The following is a 17,447-nucleotide window of genomic DNA, read 5'->3' as shown; positions in this document are numbered from 1 at the left end:
GTCGGCGGTACGGGGAGGGGCGACGGGGCCGGCGGTGGTGTCGCGGGGTGTGTCGAAGACCTTGACGTGTTGGTCGCGTAGTTGCTGGGGGGTCGGGTGTGTGGCGGTGGTGGCGGTTTCGTCGAGCATGCGCCCGGGGCCGCGGGGGGCGGACGGCGCGACGGTGTGCTGTGGTGCCGCGATGTCGGCGGTACGGGGAGGGGCGACGGGGCCGGCGGTGGTGTCGCGGGGTGTGTCGAAGACCTTGACGTGTTGGTCGCGTAGTTGCTGGGGGGTCGGATGTGTGGCGGTGGTGGCGGTTTCGTCGAGCACGCGCCCGGGCCCGTGCGGCGCGACGGTGTGCGAGGTGGAGATGGCGGGCATGTGGTCCGCGACGCCGGGCCGGCTGATCGGCGGCATCAGGTGGTTGCCGCTGTTCAGCACCGACGTCTCGGGCAGGCCGCCGGGGCGCATGGCGGGCGGCAGCGACGGTCCGTGCGGCACGGTGGCCGGGCCGGTCGACTTGGTGGCGTGGATCGTCGGGCCGGTGGCCGACAACTCCGGAGGGGTGGCACGACCCTTGGCCGTCCCGACCAGGCCCCGCTCGGTCACGGTGGGCTGGGGCGGCTGGTGGACGACGTTCGACGCCGGGGTGTTGACCTGCGGGGAAAAGTCGCCGCGCGCGCCGGTGGGGGAAACGGTGCGGTCGAGGTTCGCCATCCGCAGCCCGTCGCCGCGCATGCCGCCCTGTCGTGCGGCCGTCGTCGTGGTGGGGTGCGGTGCGCCGAGCGGCTGGTTGACGTGGCCGGTGGTCTGCTGGGTGGACGCGCTCACCGACTTGGTGCCGCCCGGCGCACCGACCGCCAGACGGCGTGCGTCGCCGGCGGACGAGGCCGATACGGTCGGTGCGGGGTGGCTGCCGGTCGGCATCACCGGCGCGGCCGTGATGTCGCTGGCGCTCACCGCCGGCGTGGTGTCGTTGACGCGGGGTGTGTTGGTGATGTCCGCGCCCTTGACCGGCGCCGGGCTGTTGAGCTGCACGCCGGTGCCGTCCGGGCTGGTGGTCGTCGACGCCTTCGGCGGCGCCTGCATCTTCGGGACCGGCGGGGGAGTGGCGCCGCGGGAACCCATCCGCGGTACCGAGTTGACGCCCCGGATCGAGAACAGACCGCCCAGCCCGCCCGCGAGTAGGACGTTCAGCAGCACCTCCGAGCCCACCTCCATCGGCAGGCCCATCGCCCCGTAGACGATGCCCCGGGTGCCGAACTCCATCGCGACCTGCATGGAACCGAACGTCAGGAAGCCCAGCGCCAAGTCGATCACCATGGTGGCGATCCGGCCGGCCACTGCGCTCATGGCCGGCAGCAGGCCGGCGAGCAGGCTTGACAGGGCGGCGAGCATGGGTGCCAGCACGAACGCGAGGCCGATCGTGAGCAGACCGAGGATGGCCAGCACGATTTGGACGATCCCGGCCGCCCTCTCCCGCTTGATCTGCTCCTCGACCTTGCTGGCGTACTCGTCGAGGAAGTCCGCGAACTCCCGCGCCGCCTCGGCCATCTTGCGCAGCTTGACGTTCACCGCGTTCGCCGCGGCCGTCGCCGAGAAGTATGCGAACCCGAACCACTCGATGCCGTTGTAGGCCGACATCACCGTGCCGCCGAGCGACTCCAGTCGATCGGCCTGTGCACGCCAGTCGGCCGCGAGCTTGCGCAGCTCCTCAGGGTTCGCGCGCCCGTCATACTGCTTCGCCACGGTGCGTCGTCAGCCGTCGGTTTTCGGCGTGGGGTACGGGTTGGTGTTGTAGTCCACGGTGATCGGCGGCATCGTGCTGTCCTGCGGCGCCCCGTCGCCCTCGCCGGCGATGGCGTGGACGAAAGCGTCGAACATGTCTGTCACGGCGTGCTCGGCGGCGTTGTAGTTCGCTGCCGCCACCACGGCGCCGTAGCGGACCCGGTCGAGGATGCCCGGCGTCTCCACTTTGGTGGTGTCGGCCGGGTCGGGGGTGCCGAACAGGCGGTTCTGCACGTCTTTGAGGCGCTCGTTGAACGCGTCGGCCGCCTCGGAACTCTCCCCGAGCCAACCGATCTTGAGCTGGTCCCAGGTGTTGCCGATCTCTCGCCAGTCGTCCTGCAGGTTGGTGATCAACGAAGCCAGGTAGACGCTCGCGGACCGGTGCATGTAGTACATATCCACGTTGATCCGCACCGCGGAGGCGTCGTAGTTGGTCGCACTGTCACTCACCATGCACGCTCCGTAGGTTGGACTTCACCCTCCCAGCCCGACCGTAGCCACGCGGCAGGGCAGCGTCCCAGACCCCGTTCCGGCGCCGGTGGGTCGTACCAAGAGGGACGTTGCCGCCACCCCGACGCGCGCGCAGGGTATAGGCATGAGCGATCCCAAAACCTCTGTCGTGCCGGTCGATCTGACCCAGGAATGGCCGACCGGCCGTCACGTCAGCGGGAAGAACGAGGACCTCATCGGCTTCGAGGCCCCCACCTCGGACGGCCAGGGAGGCTACACCAACAACGAGGGTAAGCCGGTTGACGAGCACGGCAACCTGCTGCCCGACCCGAACGCGCCCACGGGCGACCCGGGCGAACCGGACCTGCGCAGCTACGACGTCAGCCCCGGCCAGATGTACGACGCCCAGACGACGATTCTCCAGGCGACGGCGGGCCAGATCGCCGACTTCGAGCACTTCCGCGACACCGCGATCGCCAGGTCGAGCTGGATCTTCTGGGCCGGCAAGGAGTCGGACACGGTCGCCATCGACCACCAGGGGGTCCCGCTCAACCCGAACGTCAAGTGGATCGGCGCCTACGACGACGGCGGCGGCTACTACGCTCCGTACAAGGACCCGCACCCGGAACAGACCGCGGAGATGCAGTACAGCCAGTTCCAACTGCTGCAGGGCTGCGGCGGCGTGCTCGAGTTGGTCGGTGAGTTCGTCGGCAGGCTCAACAACGCCGCCCAGATCTACGCCGGCGCGGACGTCAACTCCACCGTCCCGGACGGCACCAGCACCGCCTGAGCCTCAGCCGCCGTTGGGGTCGATCTCAGCTTCGGCGTCGTGCGAGAAGGACACGGTCACCACGATCTTGCGGTCGTTGCGCAGCACCGCCACGTGCGAGATGCCGGCGATCGCGGCGGGTACCGTGCCGGACACCTCCTGCTCCTTGCCCGCCCCGCCGGTCCAGTTCACGACCGCCCACCGGTTGTCGTCCGGACCGTAGCCGTACAGCCGGTAACCGGTCCCCTTGGTCAGACCGGTCAGCTTCGCGCGCACCTCGGTCGACCCGTCCTTCGCGGTCAGCGCCACCGTCATCCGCACCCCGCTGTCCACGTCGGTCGTCGAGGCCGCCGCGCTCACGGCGGCCTGGGCCGTCGGCGTGCTGGGCTCGCCGTTGTGCTCGCGCAGGAGCATTGTCGCGGCGGTTCCGCCGAGTGTGACGGTCGCGGCCAGCATCCCGATCGAAACAGTGAGAGGTCGCGTACGCCGGTCCGGTCGCGTTTCCCCAGCCGGTTGGGTGGACACGGGCATCGGAGCAGGCACGGTCGACGGTGCCGGCCTCTTCACGGGCTTGGTGCGCAACTCCGGTGCGATCTTCGACCTCACCGGTGCGGCAGCCAGCGCGGCGGCAACCGCAGGCGCGACGGCCGGCACGACAGGTGCGACGGTCGGCACCGCGAGCGATACGGCTGGCAGGGCCGGCGCGGCAGCGGGCACAGCAGCTGGCCTGGCGTGCACAGGAGCCGGCGCGGCGGGCGCAGCAGCGGGCGCGGCGGGCGCAGCAGCGGGCGCGGCGGGCGGCGCATCCGGCAGGACAGGCGCGGCGGGCGGCAACGTGGGCGCGGGAGCTTGCATGGCCGGCGCCACGGCGGTGCGCGTCGCCGGAGCGGACGGAGCCGGTTCGGGCGCCGGTGCATCAGTCACGGCTGCGGACTCCGTGGGGCGGTGGCGGTCGGGCCGGCGGGATCGGTGCGGCCAGCCGATCCTGGACCGCGGCTCCTCGGGCTCCTCGATCGGCGTGAACCGGGCCGGGAACGCGGGGGGCACCGACGTGCCGAGCGCGCCGTACATGCTGGCCAGCTCTTCCCGGTCGTCGAGGAGCAGGGCCATCGCCCCGAGCATCTCGCAGACCTGCGCCGCCTCGTCGCGGCAGGTCGCGCACGCGTCGAGGTGGGAGCGCACCCGTTGGGCCGAGGCCGCGTCGAGCTGGTCGAGGTAGTAGAGCCCGAGCAACTCCTCGACGTGCTCGGTGCCGTCCGCCACAGATATCAATCCCCGGTCCGCTTCCGCTGGTCAGAGCCCTCGCCGGGCTCCCTACCCATCCTCGCCGAACGCCGGGGCGCCGCGAGACACCAGATGAGCATCCTTGATCCGTACGGCAAGGGAAAGTCCCTCATCGGGGGGCATCGCCACCGCGACCAACCGGGACGCCAGCGGATTTCCGCGGTTCGTGAACCGGGCGGGGCCGGCATCCGTCTCAGTGGCGCCCGTGAACACGGGCCCGACAGCTTGGAGGAGCCCGGTGTTGACAGTGGCCATCGTCTCCGATCAGCCCATCTCCCGGGCCGGCCTGGAAAAGCTGGCCTCCGACGATGGCGGTCTGCGCGTCGCGGCCACCATGGCGAACGTGGACGAGCTGCTGGCCGGCGGTCAGACGTTCGACGCGGTGGTGCTGGAGCTGCCGTCAGGCGGGACGGACAACATCGCGAGGGCGGCCACGGTGGGCCGGCCGCTGGTGAGCGCGGCGTGGCACCGGTCACCGAGCCTGCTGGCCGCCGTCCGGGCCGGGGCGCGGGGTTGTTTCAGCAGCCTTACCGAGCAGCGTGACGTGCGGGAGGCGGTGCGGGTGATCATCCGCGGTGGCTTCTACATCTGCCCGCGGCTGGTCGATCAGTTTCAGGGCGAGCTCGCGCGCGGCGGGGGCGAGGAGCAGAACGGGCTGGCACCGCGGGAGGTCGAGACGCTGCGGTTGATCGCCTCCGGCTTCACGCACGCGCAGATCGCGACCCGCATGGGCCTCTCGCAGGCGACGGTCAACACGTACGCGAAGCGGATCCGCGCGAAACTGAACGTCAGCAACAAGGCGGAGCTGACCCGGATGGCGATCGAACTGGGCCACTTCAGCCACCCTCGCCGGCTGAGCCGCACCGCGGCCTGAGCGCGCGCTGGGCGTAGGGCTGCTCGTTCCGCGGGGGCAGAGTGTCATGCCCTACGCGGACGGCCGCGTTCCGCCGGCGGTTCCCGAATGTCGAATTCGCGTCCGGCCAGTGCCTCGCGCAATGCCCGCAGAGCGTAGGAAGTGCGTGACTTCACCGTTCCCGGCGGCACGTCCAGGACCTCGGCGACCTCGGCCACCGACCTTTCCTGGAAGTAGATCTCGACAAGCGTGATCCGCAGCCGCTCCGGCAGTGCGGCCAGCGCCGCCCGCACCTCGGCGGCGTCCAGCGTTTGCTCGATGGGATCGCCGCCGGTGTGAGCGTGGGCCTCGATGTATTCGTCGGACACCCCGCTGGGGCGGGCCTCGGTCGCCGGGACCTGGTCGATGAGGATCCGCTTCGCGATCGTGAAGATCGACGCCCGGCTCCACCGGCCGTCGGCGTTGCGGGCCTCCGGATCACGCCAGGCACGTAGCAGCGTCTCCTGGACGATGTCCTCGGCCCGGCGTACGTCGCCGCGGGTCAACCGGGTCAGGAAGCTGAGCAGCACCGGACCGTGGACCTGCTGAAGGTGGCGCAGAGCGGCCTCGTCCGCCTCCGAAGCCTGCGCGGAGGGGGCCGCCGCGGGCATGGAGGAAACCGGCTCCGGCAGCCCCGGGGGATCAGTTGAGCCTTCAACCACACTGAGACTCTTGCACAGGACTTCCGCAACGTCCCCATCGGGGATCATTGTTATATGCCGGCAGCTGTGATAGTGCGGCCGACCTCAAGGGACATCCGACCGAGCCGCCCCATGCCGCAGCCTTTGGCGGCACTCTTCGGCGGAGCCCTGTTGTGGGCCGCGGGCGGCGGCGAACGTGTGATGGTCGCCCGGCTCTTCGACTACGACGACCCGGAGGCCGGGCCGGCCGTGCTGGGTGTCGTGTGAAGAGAGGACTTGCTGGCGTCCCTGTGACAGGACGACCGTCGACCATGACCGGCGGAGTGGAAGAGGTGCGGCGTGGAAGTGCTGGCGGACTGCCCTGAATGGTTCACCCTGGCCGGGCTCGGCGTGTTCGTGTACCAAAATGAGCCGAGACGGTCGCCCTCCGGCACAGTCATAGACGGGAATAACTCGGGCTCGAGGGTGATCGACAGTCGGGTGTACGACCTGGCCAGGCAGACCAGGCCGCCAGCTGGGGTCGCGTTGATCATTCCCGACCAACCCTCTGAAAGCCTTGGTGCCTATCTACACGATCTGGTAGCCGCCGATGGCCAGTTGGTGGTGGTCCCGTTCTCGTCCAAGACCTTCGGGCTCCTGGATCTGACCGGCGCCGTCAGGCTGCAGGACCGGTTGGGCATCGTGATGGGCGTGCCGGGAGGTGCCGTCGAGGGGGGTGTGCCGACGGTCCTGGAGGCCCGTCTCGTGCCGATCGAATCGACAGGACCTGGTACGACCGGTAGGTCAGCTACCGCCTACCGCCTGCTGCCCGACGCGCTGGTGGCGAACCGCCAAAAGCTTGCCGAGTTGGCCACGGGGACCCAACCACCGTCCGTGGCCAAGCTGGCCAGCTATTCCGCGGCCGGTGGGAGCCCGACAGCCGGCGGCGACGGCTTCGTAGCGGGCGATCTCACGCCTCTGGCCGGCGTGTACTACGCGACCTTCGGCGACCTGCCACAGCTGCCCCTCGTGGAACTGCTCGCCTCCCCGAGTCCACTGTCTCGATCGGGCCTGAACGCCGCTCTCGGCTGGGAGCCGAGGCCCATGCCTCTGGCGAACGTGCTGCGGGAGTTCACGTCGGGTCGGGCGTCCGCCGCACTGGTTCACGCTTCTTCCGAGAGTCGTACGTCGGGGTCGCTCTGGATGGTGAAGGACCACGCCGGGAGGCTGGGGTGGGCGAACGGAACGCAGCCGGTCGCTTCGGTGGTCCTGGACGGGGCCGTCGACGAGAGAGCAGCCAGCCTGGAGGACCCGCACAGCGAATTCGTGCTCGTCGGGCCGAAGGGATTGCCGTACCGGCCGGAACTGCCGCCCGAGCCGACGTGGACGCCGCGGCTGTCGGCCAACGCCCGACGAAGCGGCGACACCATTTTGCTCGGCCCGGACGGGCCGTACGCCGCGACCAAGGAGATCATGCGGCAACTCGGCCGCCCTGGCGGCCCGATCGTCCTGGTCAACGTCCGCCGCGGCGCACGGTCCAAGCACGGATCCACTCTGGACGAACTCACCGCCAACAGCCTGCATCACCTCTTGGAGAAGAACCCCGCCCTCAGGGTGGTCGTCGCCACGGAGGACAACGACCAACTGAAATCGATCGTTGTCAACCAGCACGGCCGGTCATCGGTGCAACCGACGATGCTTGGCTTCGAGAGGTTCTGGGCTGTGGAGGGGCCCCGGTCGAGCTACCCGGAGCAATACCAGAGCCTCACCGGAGGTGCGTTGGCGCGAGCCGTGGCGCTTGCCGACAAGCCAAAAGCTGGTCCCTCGGAATTGGTGGCAGGTCTCATCAACCAGCCGACGTGGAAAGGCGTCGAGTCATACCTGGAGCAGCACTCGTCCGAGCTGCTCACGCGTGAGGTCGTGCGGGAGTTGACTCATCTGGGGTCAGTGAGCGTGGCCGACGGCGAGCGGCCGTCCCGGTATGGCATCGGGCAGGTCAAAGACCACCCCTTCTACCGGCCGAATCTGACCTTGGAGGCGCACCGGGCCTTGATCGAGCAGGGGTTGCGGGCGAAGGAAGACCCGGAACTTGGCGGTAAGCGTCCGTTGGAACCGCAGCACGCCTCGCTCATGGATGCGATTGAACCCCACACCCAGACGGCCGACTCCAGTTTGTTCCTCGGTTATCTCACCTCGCGCCCCCTGGACGCGGCCCGCCTCGGCCAAGCGGTCGGCGACTATGTGACGGGCCTCCTGTGGTTGCGGGAATTGCTGCAGGCCACGAGAAATCCCGAAATAACGAAGGTTGACCTCGCTGGCGTGCTGGCGGTGGTGAGAGCCAAGGGGGAACTTGAGGAGGAGCGGGCGGCCCGCCGTCCGGGCCAGCCCGAGATCTTTCGCGCACACGCCGCCATGGTGGCGGTGATCGCCGATTTCGAACGTGTCGGGGGGGCCCCAACCGATTGGCGCGAGCGGCTGAAGGCCACTGACTGTCTCACCGGCACTGATCGCGTCTTCTGGCATTTCATGATCAGTAATGTCTTTGTGCCGATGTTTCCGGAGGGCAAAGCGGAGCTGAGGAGCATACGGGAATTCATGGCCGCATGTCACGATAAGGCTGGTGTCTGATGCCCGGCTCCTTCACTCCGCCAATCTGCTTCCACGGTTTCACGCCGGTCGCTTCCGGCATCTACCTCAGGCTCGAACGCACCCCTACGGACGTGCCCCCCCACGTTCGAGGTGTGCAGCCAATCGCCGGCTTGGTGCAGGCACACATGCACCAGGACGCACTGGGCGCGGCGAGTGTGCGAGCGGCATTACGGCTCCAGGGGCCGTCGACTGTCGCTCGCCTGTCGGTAAGCCTTCCCCCGGAATTCAGTAAAATCATCAGCCGCGAGGCGGCGTTGTCCGCCGTCGACCACTTCGGCGTGTACCTCGATCTGCCGGAACGGGCCGATCTGGTCGATCCGGCCGACGACCGGTTTCTACCCATCACCACCGAGCGCAGCGTCACCAGTTCGGCTTCCGCGACCGGTGTCCGGCTGATACCTCAGAGGCATCTGCTGGCAGACCTCACCGCAGCTGTGGATAGTCAGGCAGCCAGCGGCTATGAGCCGATGCGCGGTCAACTGCGACTGGCGGCCGACAACGTCGAGATCGGCGCACCGCGTGCGGTGGCCGTCGCGCTGCCGCCATGGGCTGCGGACCCGCCGTCCGCGCTCGGCGCGCCGGTGGCCGTCAAAACCTACGCCGAGTTGATGTCGCATCTTGACGGTCTCGCAAAGTGGCAGCAGGCGAAGGTCACCGCCACTGCCTCCGAACGCACATACGAAGTGTCCGTGAGGATGCACCCATGGGGCTTGGAGGCATCGGCGCCGCTGCCTCGGCGTCCGGACTCCATCTCGGTATCACTTCCGGACCCCGCGCTGTCGGAGCGGGAACTAGCCTGGCTCGATGGCGTGGCCCTGGCCATCAGAGGGAAGCTCGACGGCCCGAAGGTGTCGCCTGACGACAAAGGCTTCAAGGAGTTGGACAGCTACATCGAAGGCCTACGTGAGGAGTTCGCGGACGCCCGAAAAGCCCGGGAGTTGCCGAACAGACCTGTCACCGATGTCATCTTCGAGGCGGATCACAGCACGCTGCAGAAGTGGCAGCAAGAAGGTGAAAACGCCGCCCGGTCGTTCGAGAAAAAGGCGAGCGGAACGGTTGACCCGGAGACACGAGCCGCATACTTGCTCCGAAGCGTTTTGCACCGTGATTTTTGGGTCGAGATCCAGGCGCTAGACGCTGCTAGGCAGGGAACAGGCAGTAGCCGACCGAGCGTCGAGCAGGACATTTATCCTGCCGAGGCGGGCCACGGTGAATCCATACCACTGACACGGATGCCCCCCACGCCATCGACGGCTGCCGCGCGCCACCAGTTTATCCCGATGGTCCGGACGATTCTCGAGCCATCGGCGGCTCAGGTCACCGAAGAGCATATGGCGACGCTGAAGGCGTATGCCAAGGAGGCGTACGAAAATCGCACCGAGGGCGAACCTTTAGGGCTGGAATCACTGCGCCGACGGCACGGCTACGCCACTCTCAAGCAAGACCTCGAAGGGACGCGGAAGCGGACGGGCGTGAGGGGCAGCATTGAGCGTAAAGTAGCGAGATATATCAATGGTGTAAAACCCGAGGCGACCGATGATCGAAGGCACGAGCTGCTGAGGCTAGCTCTGCACCTGCTCGACAATGTACCGAACCTCACCGGGGCGCAGTACGAAACAGTAATCCGGGATTCGAACGTTTTCCTCGACTGGGCCCAGCCTCGTTACGCGAAAACGCATTTAGACAGTCTTCCGCCTGGCCCCCTGCCGCTGGACGTGTTGGAGGAGTTGATTCGTGGCAAGCTGGGTGGCGATGCCTCCTTGAACTTGCGGGACGTGGGGCGCATCGCCGAGGAGAGGAATGCTCGGCGAACCTGGTGGGAGGAAAAGCCTCTCTTGCCGAGACGGCTGATCTCCCGCGCCGGAAGTTCGTCGGGACTTGGCAAGGTAACGCAACCTGTCTCCGCCGCGCACACGAAACGGATCACGGGAAAGCTGGAAAACGGTGACTCGGAGCAAGACCGCAACCGGGAGGTGAAGGCACTTCGCGCCTTGCTGGAGGCGGCGAGCCCCCCGGTGAGCGTCTCTGACGAGGACCTCAAACGACTGGTCGCGACCCGGCGCCGGCTCTACACCAAATCGTGGGATCGCCGCTACACCGCCATGGGCGTGTTCCACTACCAGCAAATGGCGCGGGAACTGCTGGGCCGTGACGAGGTGACCCCGGACGTGCTGCGGGACCTCGCTGTCCTGACGCGTCCCGAATCCTCCTTGCGCGTCGGCGGCGTCGACCAACCATTCAATCATCGACAGATCCGGCAGGATCTCACCAACAACGCGCTCAAGGAGTGGCGGCCCGGCTCGGACAAGCCCGGCCCCAGGCCGGAGATGGGGGGCGGAGGTCGGGATTACAGCGGGATGGTGACCGCTTTCCACACTATCGAATTGGGTCCGTTCGTATCCGACTTGACCGCTTGGGTCAACCAGTCTGTGCCGTTCAGCGGTAATCAGATCACCGAGGATGTCGTCGCGCGTAAGATCACGTCTCTTTTTGGTCAGGCGCTCGATGATGGCACACCGCTGGAGATTACCGTCGATGGCAGGATCTATGATATCCGACTCTGGGCGATTCCGATTCGGGAACCGGAGGTCGAGCCAGAAAGCCTTCCGAACAGGAGCGGCCTGTTCCAGGGCGCGCTGGAAGGCCGTACCTACGGCTATTCCGAATCGGCAAATTCGGAGACGCAGACGCGGTCAATTTTCTACGACATCGGTCCAGCCCATCGATACCTGTTGGGCGTACGGTCCGACACGACGGTGACCTATGGTCACAGCGGCGGTTCGGGGAAGCGGGCTCTCAGCAGCACCACCAAGGCCAAGTACCAGCAAGTCCGAATCAAGGAGAACATGGGATGGGTGACCCTTGATGTGAACTGGGCGCTGCGCGTTCAGGAGCGCAGGACGTACCACCGCAAGCGCGACGCCGCGTCCGAGTTCGCGGGTGTGCCGGCCGTGGTCAACAAGGTTCGGGAGGGCACCCTCACCGGGGATGAAGAGGGCGGGCGGTGGATCCAGCGCATCTTCACGGACAGCGAGGGGACGCCGGTCATGAATAAAATTCGATACGCGGTGCCGGAGTTCCATCTGCCCTACTCGAAAGAGCAGAGTGAAAGCGATGAGCTGAAAGCGAAGACTGACGCGGATTACGGGAAAACAATCCCGATCAGTGATCCAAGTGATTTCGAGGTGTGGAGCATGGATCATGCTGTCACCCGCATCCAACTCGCGGATCAGGTGATCGCCTCCGTCCGGAAAATTCTCACGCCTGCGGATTACGCCTTCTGGAAAACGCACCTTGAGCGATACCTGTCTAACGATGAGCTTGCCCTGAACTTCCAGAATCTCCTGCGTCCCAAGGGCGACCGCGGCTACCAGCAGACGTTCCGGGTGCTACTCGAGAGCAACGGTCGTCGCCTCAGCCTGAGCCTCGGTGCCAAGGACAATAAGCCGATCACGAGCCTCACCAAGATCAGTCAGGTGAGCAGAAGCGGGGAGACCCGGATCGACCGGGTGGTGGCCTCCGTGCTCAGGACCCAGGTCACTCAAAACAACGACTCCACGCACCGTGTGACGGCGAACGAGTCCGCGCGGCTCTGGAGTTCTCGGGTGGCTCGGCTCGGCGGGCGCATCCAGAAGCCCTTCGGCCATAAATCCGGCCAGTTCAGCCAGCAGAGACGGACCTTCACCACCCGCGCCGTTCGGGTCGTCAACAACCTGCAGGTGGCGTCGATCGACTTCGACCTAGAGCTGAGAATTCACCATCACCGCGACAAGGACCTGATGGCAGGTCGTCCTGGTCACGTGCACTACGAGGGCCACGAGAATCTGTCGGGCTTCGCGCACGTCCTGGTGCATGAGGACAACCTCAAGAAGGTGAGCACCCCCAGCGCCCCCACGCCTTCGTCCAGTAAGCCCAAGCCCGACGAGATCGCCGCTGCCGCGAGTAAGTCGGAGAAGACGACGGAGACCCCGGCTCCCCACTGGTGGACCCCTGGCGCCGGCTGGGGCCTGACGATGGACGTCGTCGATCGTCTGGAAGGCGTTGAAGGTCTCTATAACGCGATCGTCCCGCATTTGGTCAAGGGAGGGCACCTTCCCAAGGTGGCGACCACCGCACGTGGCGGAGCCACAACGCCGTGGGGCATCTTGCAGAAGATGCCGGTAACCGGCGCGCTGCAGAATAATCCCGGCCTGGACTATCAAAACTGGCAGACGCTCATTCGTGAGCTGGCGGAGGACAATCTCCTGTCCAGGGCGGACGATGTATTGGACTCCCAGCTGAACGGCCGCGGTATCGTCTGGATCTTCAGGCATCCCGATTCGTCGATCCGCATGGAAAAAGCCCTCACCGTTACCCTGACGGCGGAAATCCTCCGCTCCTCTTACGATAAGCAGACCGCTTACGAGCTGCAGTACGGTCACATGAATACGGAGACGACCACCCTCAAGGATGCCAAGGTCTCGGCCCGGGAAGGTGGATTGTTCGCCGGCGCCGGCGGGAGCGCAGGCGGCGCTTCGATGCAGGGCACATTGAACGCCCAGTATGGCTCCAGAGAGTCCGAGAACGTCGGACGGACGCAGTCCAGTTCGGTGCTCTCCGACACCGACGGCCAAAAGATGAAAAGCCGGAGGTTCGAGGCGGACATTCGGTGGCACTGGACGGTCAAACCCGCAGGTGATGCCGCCGACGGCGCAGTATCCAACACAGTTGTCGGAAAGGCATTCATCCTGCAGCCCGACAAACTCAACGACACCGGAGATGCCAAAGGCTTGGGCAGGCTCGTCATCGAACCCGGCTCGGGCAACGTTCCACCGATGACCACCGAGAACCTGTCGGTTGAATTCATGGAGCGTGTCATGAAAGATCCGAATGCGCAGTCTCCGATAACCAGAATAGACGCCACCGCCTACACCGTACTCGGAACCTTTGGTGCGGAGAGGTTGCAGTCCGCAATGGCGCAGGCGATCGCGGACGAGCGCAGTCGGGCATTTTCGGACGGGGTGCGCGGGCGGTTCGCTCGGGCTCAGGAAAAACTGGGGCCAGATCCGGAGGTACGGGCGCAGCAGTTGGAGGCGTTTCTGTCGAATGCGTTGAGCCGGCAGGCCTACAAGGGCTTCTTGCTCAGGGCGTTGACGGGGGCGAGCGTGGCGATACCGGTCGGCGACGAGGCGGCGGGGCTGACCGCCGCACTGGTGGGGACTCCAGAGATCGTGAAAGTGTGGAAGCCCTACTCGCAGCAGGTGACCGAGGCCCAGGCTGGCAAGGAGTCCGGTGCCGATAACCTGTGGCAGGCGGGGGGCGGGGCCGGCGGATTCATCGGAAAGAGCGGCTTGAAACCCGTTATCGAAGACGCCCCGAGGAGCGACGCTGGAAACAGTGAGTTGGTGATCGGAACCGGCGCCGCTGCCCGGGTGAAGGGGAGAGGAAAGGCGGCCGTCAAGTCGAACACGGTGGGTAAGTATTCGGGCCTTTTCCAGGACGCCTCGGCTGTGATCGTCCGTTCCGCGGTAGTCCATCGGATCCAGGTGGGCAAAACTGCAAAATGGGTGGCGGGCGAGGTGCTGTTGAACATGAAGACGACGGACGTTATCCCGCACGCCAGTCTCTTCAACAACGCCGAGCTGATTGCCGAGCAGATAGCAGAAGCGAAATCGACCGCGCCGCCGGCGGCCACCCTGACGAGTGCGGTGAGGTCGTCGAGTGGTCAAAGGCACTCGTCCCACGGGGTGACGGTGTGGCAGATGCTGCTCAGTGGTGGCAACGAGCAGACAGGCGTTGCTCCTCTGGTCAAGGCGTTGGCGAAGGCGGCGGAGCCGTTCAAATCCTCCGGGCTCGCCAACTACGTCAAGACGGTGCCCGCCATCGTGAATCCCTTTATGGGCAAGGCGCTCGACGGTGGCATGTCCCAGTCCTACGTCGATGACGATCGACGAACGTTCCAGATAACGTTGAGGGCTGAACAAGTGGGCCAGGCCTCGGGCAGTCATGACAGCGGTAGCGGCACCAAGTCCTACACCCGGGCAAACGACGCGCTCAACGAAACCCGCCGCTTCACCAGCGCGAACGCTCTGGTCGGCAGTTCTGGCGGGATGGGCCAGCCGTCTCAGCCCGAAGAGGGCGACACGGCGGCCGGGTTCGACTTCGGGTTCGTGGCTGCTTCCGTACAAGGCGGATTCAGCCGGGCTACCGGCCGCAGTGATACACACGGCTCAAACCTGCTGTCGATGGCAGGTGCGCGCGTCAACAACCTGACCGGCTACTCCCAGAACGTGAGGTTTTTTGGCACGATCGAGGAGACCACACCCAGCACGACGGCAGCACTGAAGAAGATCGTGGGCGTGGGTCGGAAAGACCAACCCTTCGACGTCACCGTTAAGCTCATCGTCAGCGAACCCACGGGCGGCTCCGCCACCCTGGGAGCCGACCGGCCCCGCCCTGATTTCGGTCTGAGCCAGACGCTGCCGGAGACCGCGCAGGTCCTCTCCATACGTGGGCTCGGTGCGATGCACACGGCAATCTCGTCCGTCGGCCTCGGCCGCCGCGGGACGTTGAAGGACACCAGTAATCAACTCAACTACGAGACGTTCCCCAAGAATCTGGGGGCGATGCTCAGGGATGAGGGTGCCCGGTTCCGATCGCTGTCGACAGCGATTGCGGACCTCGACGCTGGACCCAGGGGCTTCATTGTGAAGGCCCGCGTCGCCGAGGTTGAAGAGATCTACTGGGTGGCGAAGGCGGAGATCGAGAAGTACGACCACGGCACCGATCTCGTCGGCCACGGTGCCTCCGACAACGTGCGGTCAAATATGGTCGGGGCGCTCACAGTCGCCGCCCCGCCGGATGCCTTCAACTGGGTCGGAGGCACCGGGTCCGTCGGTACGCAGCGAGGCACGACCCGCGGTACCGATCAGACGCGTTGGAACGAGCACCGGGCGTGGCTCCGTACGAGCATGGCCCTGTTCGTCGTGCACGCCCGGTTGCAGTACGAGGTCGCGTGGCCCGGGAAGCGTGGTGTGCGCAAGATCCCGGCGATCGGGTACACCGACATCGTCGTGTCCAAGGCCGACGCCCGGGCGCTGGGAATTCCGGACGAGGCGCTGGCGGCCGTGGTACCGGCAGAGAGCCGCGCCAAGGAATTTCCCGACTATGCGGGAGCCAGCGCTACATATCCGGACAAACCGTCCGCGGTTTCTCTCTCAACCGCCGATCGGTTCCACCGCTTGCTCCGGCAGGCGGACGCGGGCATGCACGCGATCCGTCCTCCTGCCGGCGTGAGCCGGGTGGACATCACCAACATGCCCCTGGTGCCGGACGGCGCGCACGCCGACCCGAAGGGCAAGAGACCCGCATCTGTTCCCCCCGTCGTGTGGTACGAACTTGTGCGCAGCGACAAGGAGTTGGTCTTCGTCCTGCGGGTGCACCTGACCGGAGACCCGGACGCGGTGTCGAAGGTCAAGGAGCTGACGACGGAGGGGGTGCAGTCCCACCTCAACGAGCCGGGACACCAACTGCCGATGGCCGACCGTCAGCTACGGGTCGAGGTGCAGTTCGTCGATGCCGGGCGGGCGCACCTCGTAAGGCCGGTGGTTTCACCGACGGCTGAAGTCGACGAGGGCTGGGCATGGGGTCAGTCCCCGGCGTTCTACGCGCACCAGGTGCTGCGTTCCATCGGCGCGGCCGATCATCAACCCCCGAGCGGCATGGAGCCGGCGGGCGCGAAGATGGAGGTCCGTCCTGCGGACCTCCAGCAGATCATGGACGTCCTGGAGCCGATGTGGCCGTGGCGCGATGTTCCCGAGGGTGCACTACACGGCCTCCGTGCGGGCGACGGCGACCTCAGCCCGGCGCCGGAGTGGCTGCAAACGTCTCTCGCCCGGATCGAGCGGCCGTACGAGGACATACCGAACCTGCTCAGTGACAGTTCGGTGCCCGGTGTCCGGGCGGTGCCTCCGCCGATAGCCCTCCGGGCCACCGCAGGCCTGGATTCAAACTCAAACCAGTACTTTGTATGGCTCGGCACGGCGCGTGACGGTGCGGTGGACCGACCCGTGTTCGAGTGGCTGAACGAGCGGTTGGAACAACTCGCCCAAGCCGGAAAGACACCCATCGTGGTGACCAGTGGCCGGGGTGCCGCCGATGTGTCCGGCACCTCGAAGAGCGTCGGGAAGCTCAGCCTGACAAAGCTGCTCAGCACGTACGGCGTCGCTCTCGTGCACCAGGTGCCACAGAGTTTCGGCGGGCTCTCCGGGGCGAGCTTCGACAACAGCTGGAAGGTCCGCGGAGCCACCTCTGCGGCAGCGACCGCCGAGAGGGCGGACGCCACCTGGTCGGAGATCGATTCGGCGTTGGTCACAGCCGCACGCGGCCTGACCCAACCGACCGTCCAGCCCGTACCCGAGGAGTTCGGCGCGCTGGTGTGGGGTGCGCAGAGCGTACGCGAGCGGTTCGACCTGCTGCGGTCGCGCCCGGACCTGGCGAACGCGGCACACCTGGAACACGCCACCAGGATGGCCCAGCGGGTCCCAGCCAGCATGAACGTCGCACTGGTCAAACCCCTGCTGAGCTTCGGTCCGCACGAGGAGGTGGTGGTCCAGTTCACGGAGTCCGCGCCGGAAGCGCGGCCGCGTGCGCTGCTGCAGGCGGTCGCTCGACTGAACGAAGCGGGCAAGCTGAAGGACCCGCAGGACTCCGCCGGAGCCACTGGCGACTTCGTCGATCTGGTCCAGGCGGTCCGACTGGGCGCGAATGAGGCGGAGCACAAACAGTTCGACTTCACCGTTTCTCTGCTCAGGACCATCGGCCAGATCAAGGCCGGCAAGTTCGACGACGCGACGGATTTCATCACCGCCAACCGCGGACGGCTGGAACCGGGCCAGAAGAACATCTGGGTCGACGCGCTCGCGGAACTCAAGGGCTCTATGGCCGATGCCACCGAACGCGGCCGCCTCCAGAAGGTGCTTGCGGCGGTTTACGAGTGCTGAGCGGGCGCCCCGCGGCCGGCGCGGCAGCGGGG

Annotated in this window: 9 protein-coding genes; 5 read left to right on the top strand and 4 right to left on the bottom strand. The window is 66.6% G+C overall.

Translation table 11 applies throughout. From position 1 onward, the window contains the following. Positions 1-1,731, bottom strand: a 1,731-nt coding sequence (locus ABZT18_RS04240; protein WP_354992338.1) for a hypothetical protein, incomplete at its 3' end; no start/stop codon positions are given. A 9-nt stretch (positions 1,732-1,740) separates the two neighbouring features. Next, positions 1,741-2,223: a hypothetical protein gene (locus ABZT18_RS04235; RefSeq protein ID WP_354992337.1), complete on the bottom strand. Its 483-nt coding sequence runs from the start codon at positions 2,221-2,223 to the stop codon at positions 1,741-1,743. A 142-nt stretch (positions 2,224-2,365) separates the two neighbouring features. Between ABZT18_RS04235 and ABZT18_RS04230 the strand changes: the two genes are divergently transcribed. Continuing rightward, on the top strand, positions 2,366-3,010 hold the full coding sequence (locus ABZT18_RS04230; protein ID WP_354992336.1) for a hypothetical protein: 645 nt from the start codon (positions 2,366-2,368) through the stop codon (positions 3,008-3,010). A 3-nt stretch (positions 3,011-3,013) separates the two neighbouring features. Here ABZT18_RS04230 and ABZT18_RS04225 read toward each other — a convergent pair whose 3' ends face one another. After that, positions 3,014-4,252 (bottom strand): zf-HC2 domain-containing protein, encoded by a 1,239-nt coding sequence (locus tag ABZT18_RS04225; protein WP_355250401.1) that lies wholly within the window; start codon positions 4,250-4,252, stop codon positions 3,014-3,016. Between the two features lie 259 nt (positions 4,253-4,511). Here ABZT18_RS04225 and ABZT18_RS04220 point away from each other — a divergent pair, with 259 nt between their 5' ends. Next, positions 4,512-5,147, top strand: coding sequence for a response regulator transcription factor (locus ABZT18_RS04220; RefSeq protein WP_354992334.1), 636 nt, complete (start codon positions 4,512-4,514; stop codon positions 5,145-5,147). Positions 5,148-5,191: 44 nt separating this feature from the next. Here the strand turns inward: ABZT18_RS04220 and ABZT18_RS04215 are convergent, their stop codons facing one another. Continuing rightward, the gene (locus ABZT18_RS04215; RefSeq protein WP_354992333.1) at positions 5,192-5,776 is read right to left on the bottom strand and encodes a sigma-70 family RNA polymerase sigma factor; all 585 of its coding nucleotides are present in this window, start codon (positions 5,774-5,776) and stop codon (positions 5,192-5,194) included. A gap of 162 nt (positions 5,777-5,938) precedes the next feature. Between ABZT18_RS04215 and ABZT18_RS04210 the strand changes: the two genes are divergently transcribed. The 3 genes from ABZT18_RS04210 (at position 5,939) to ABZT18_RS04200 (ending at position 17,415) form a co-directional block, all read left to right on the top strand. Beyond that, positions 5,939-6,073, top strand: coding sequence for a hypothetical protein (locus tag ABZT18_RS04210; RefSeq protein ID WP_354992332.1), 135 nt, complete (start codon positions 5,939-5,941; stop codon positions 6,071-6,073). 72 nt (positions 6,074-6,145) lie between these two features. After that, the gene (locus tag ABZT18_RS04205) at positions 6,146-8,413 is read left to right on the top strand and encodes a hypothetical protein (protein WP_354992331.1); all 2,268 of its coding nucleotides are present in this window, start codon (positions 6,146-6,148) and stop codon (positions 8,411-8,413) included. Then, complete coding sequence (locus tag ABZT18_RS04200; RefSeq protein ID WP_354992330.1) at positions 8,413-17,415, top strand: hypothetical protein; 9,003 nt, start codon at positions 8,413-8,415, stop codon at positions 17,413-17,415. The genes ABZT18_RS04205 and ABZT18_RS04200 overlap by 1 nt, the downstream gene beginning before the upstream one ends. Positions 17,416-17,447 lie beyond the last annotated feature (32 nt).

Source organism: Micromonospora sp. NPDC005291 (assembly GCF_040607415.1).
In the GTDB taxonomy this organism is placed as follows: Bacteria; Actinomycetota; Actinomycetes; order Mycobacteriales; family Micromonosporaceae; genus Micromonospora.
Note: the sequence above shows the minus strand (reverse complement) of the source record. Positions and strands in the feature narration are given on the sequence as shown.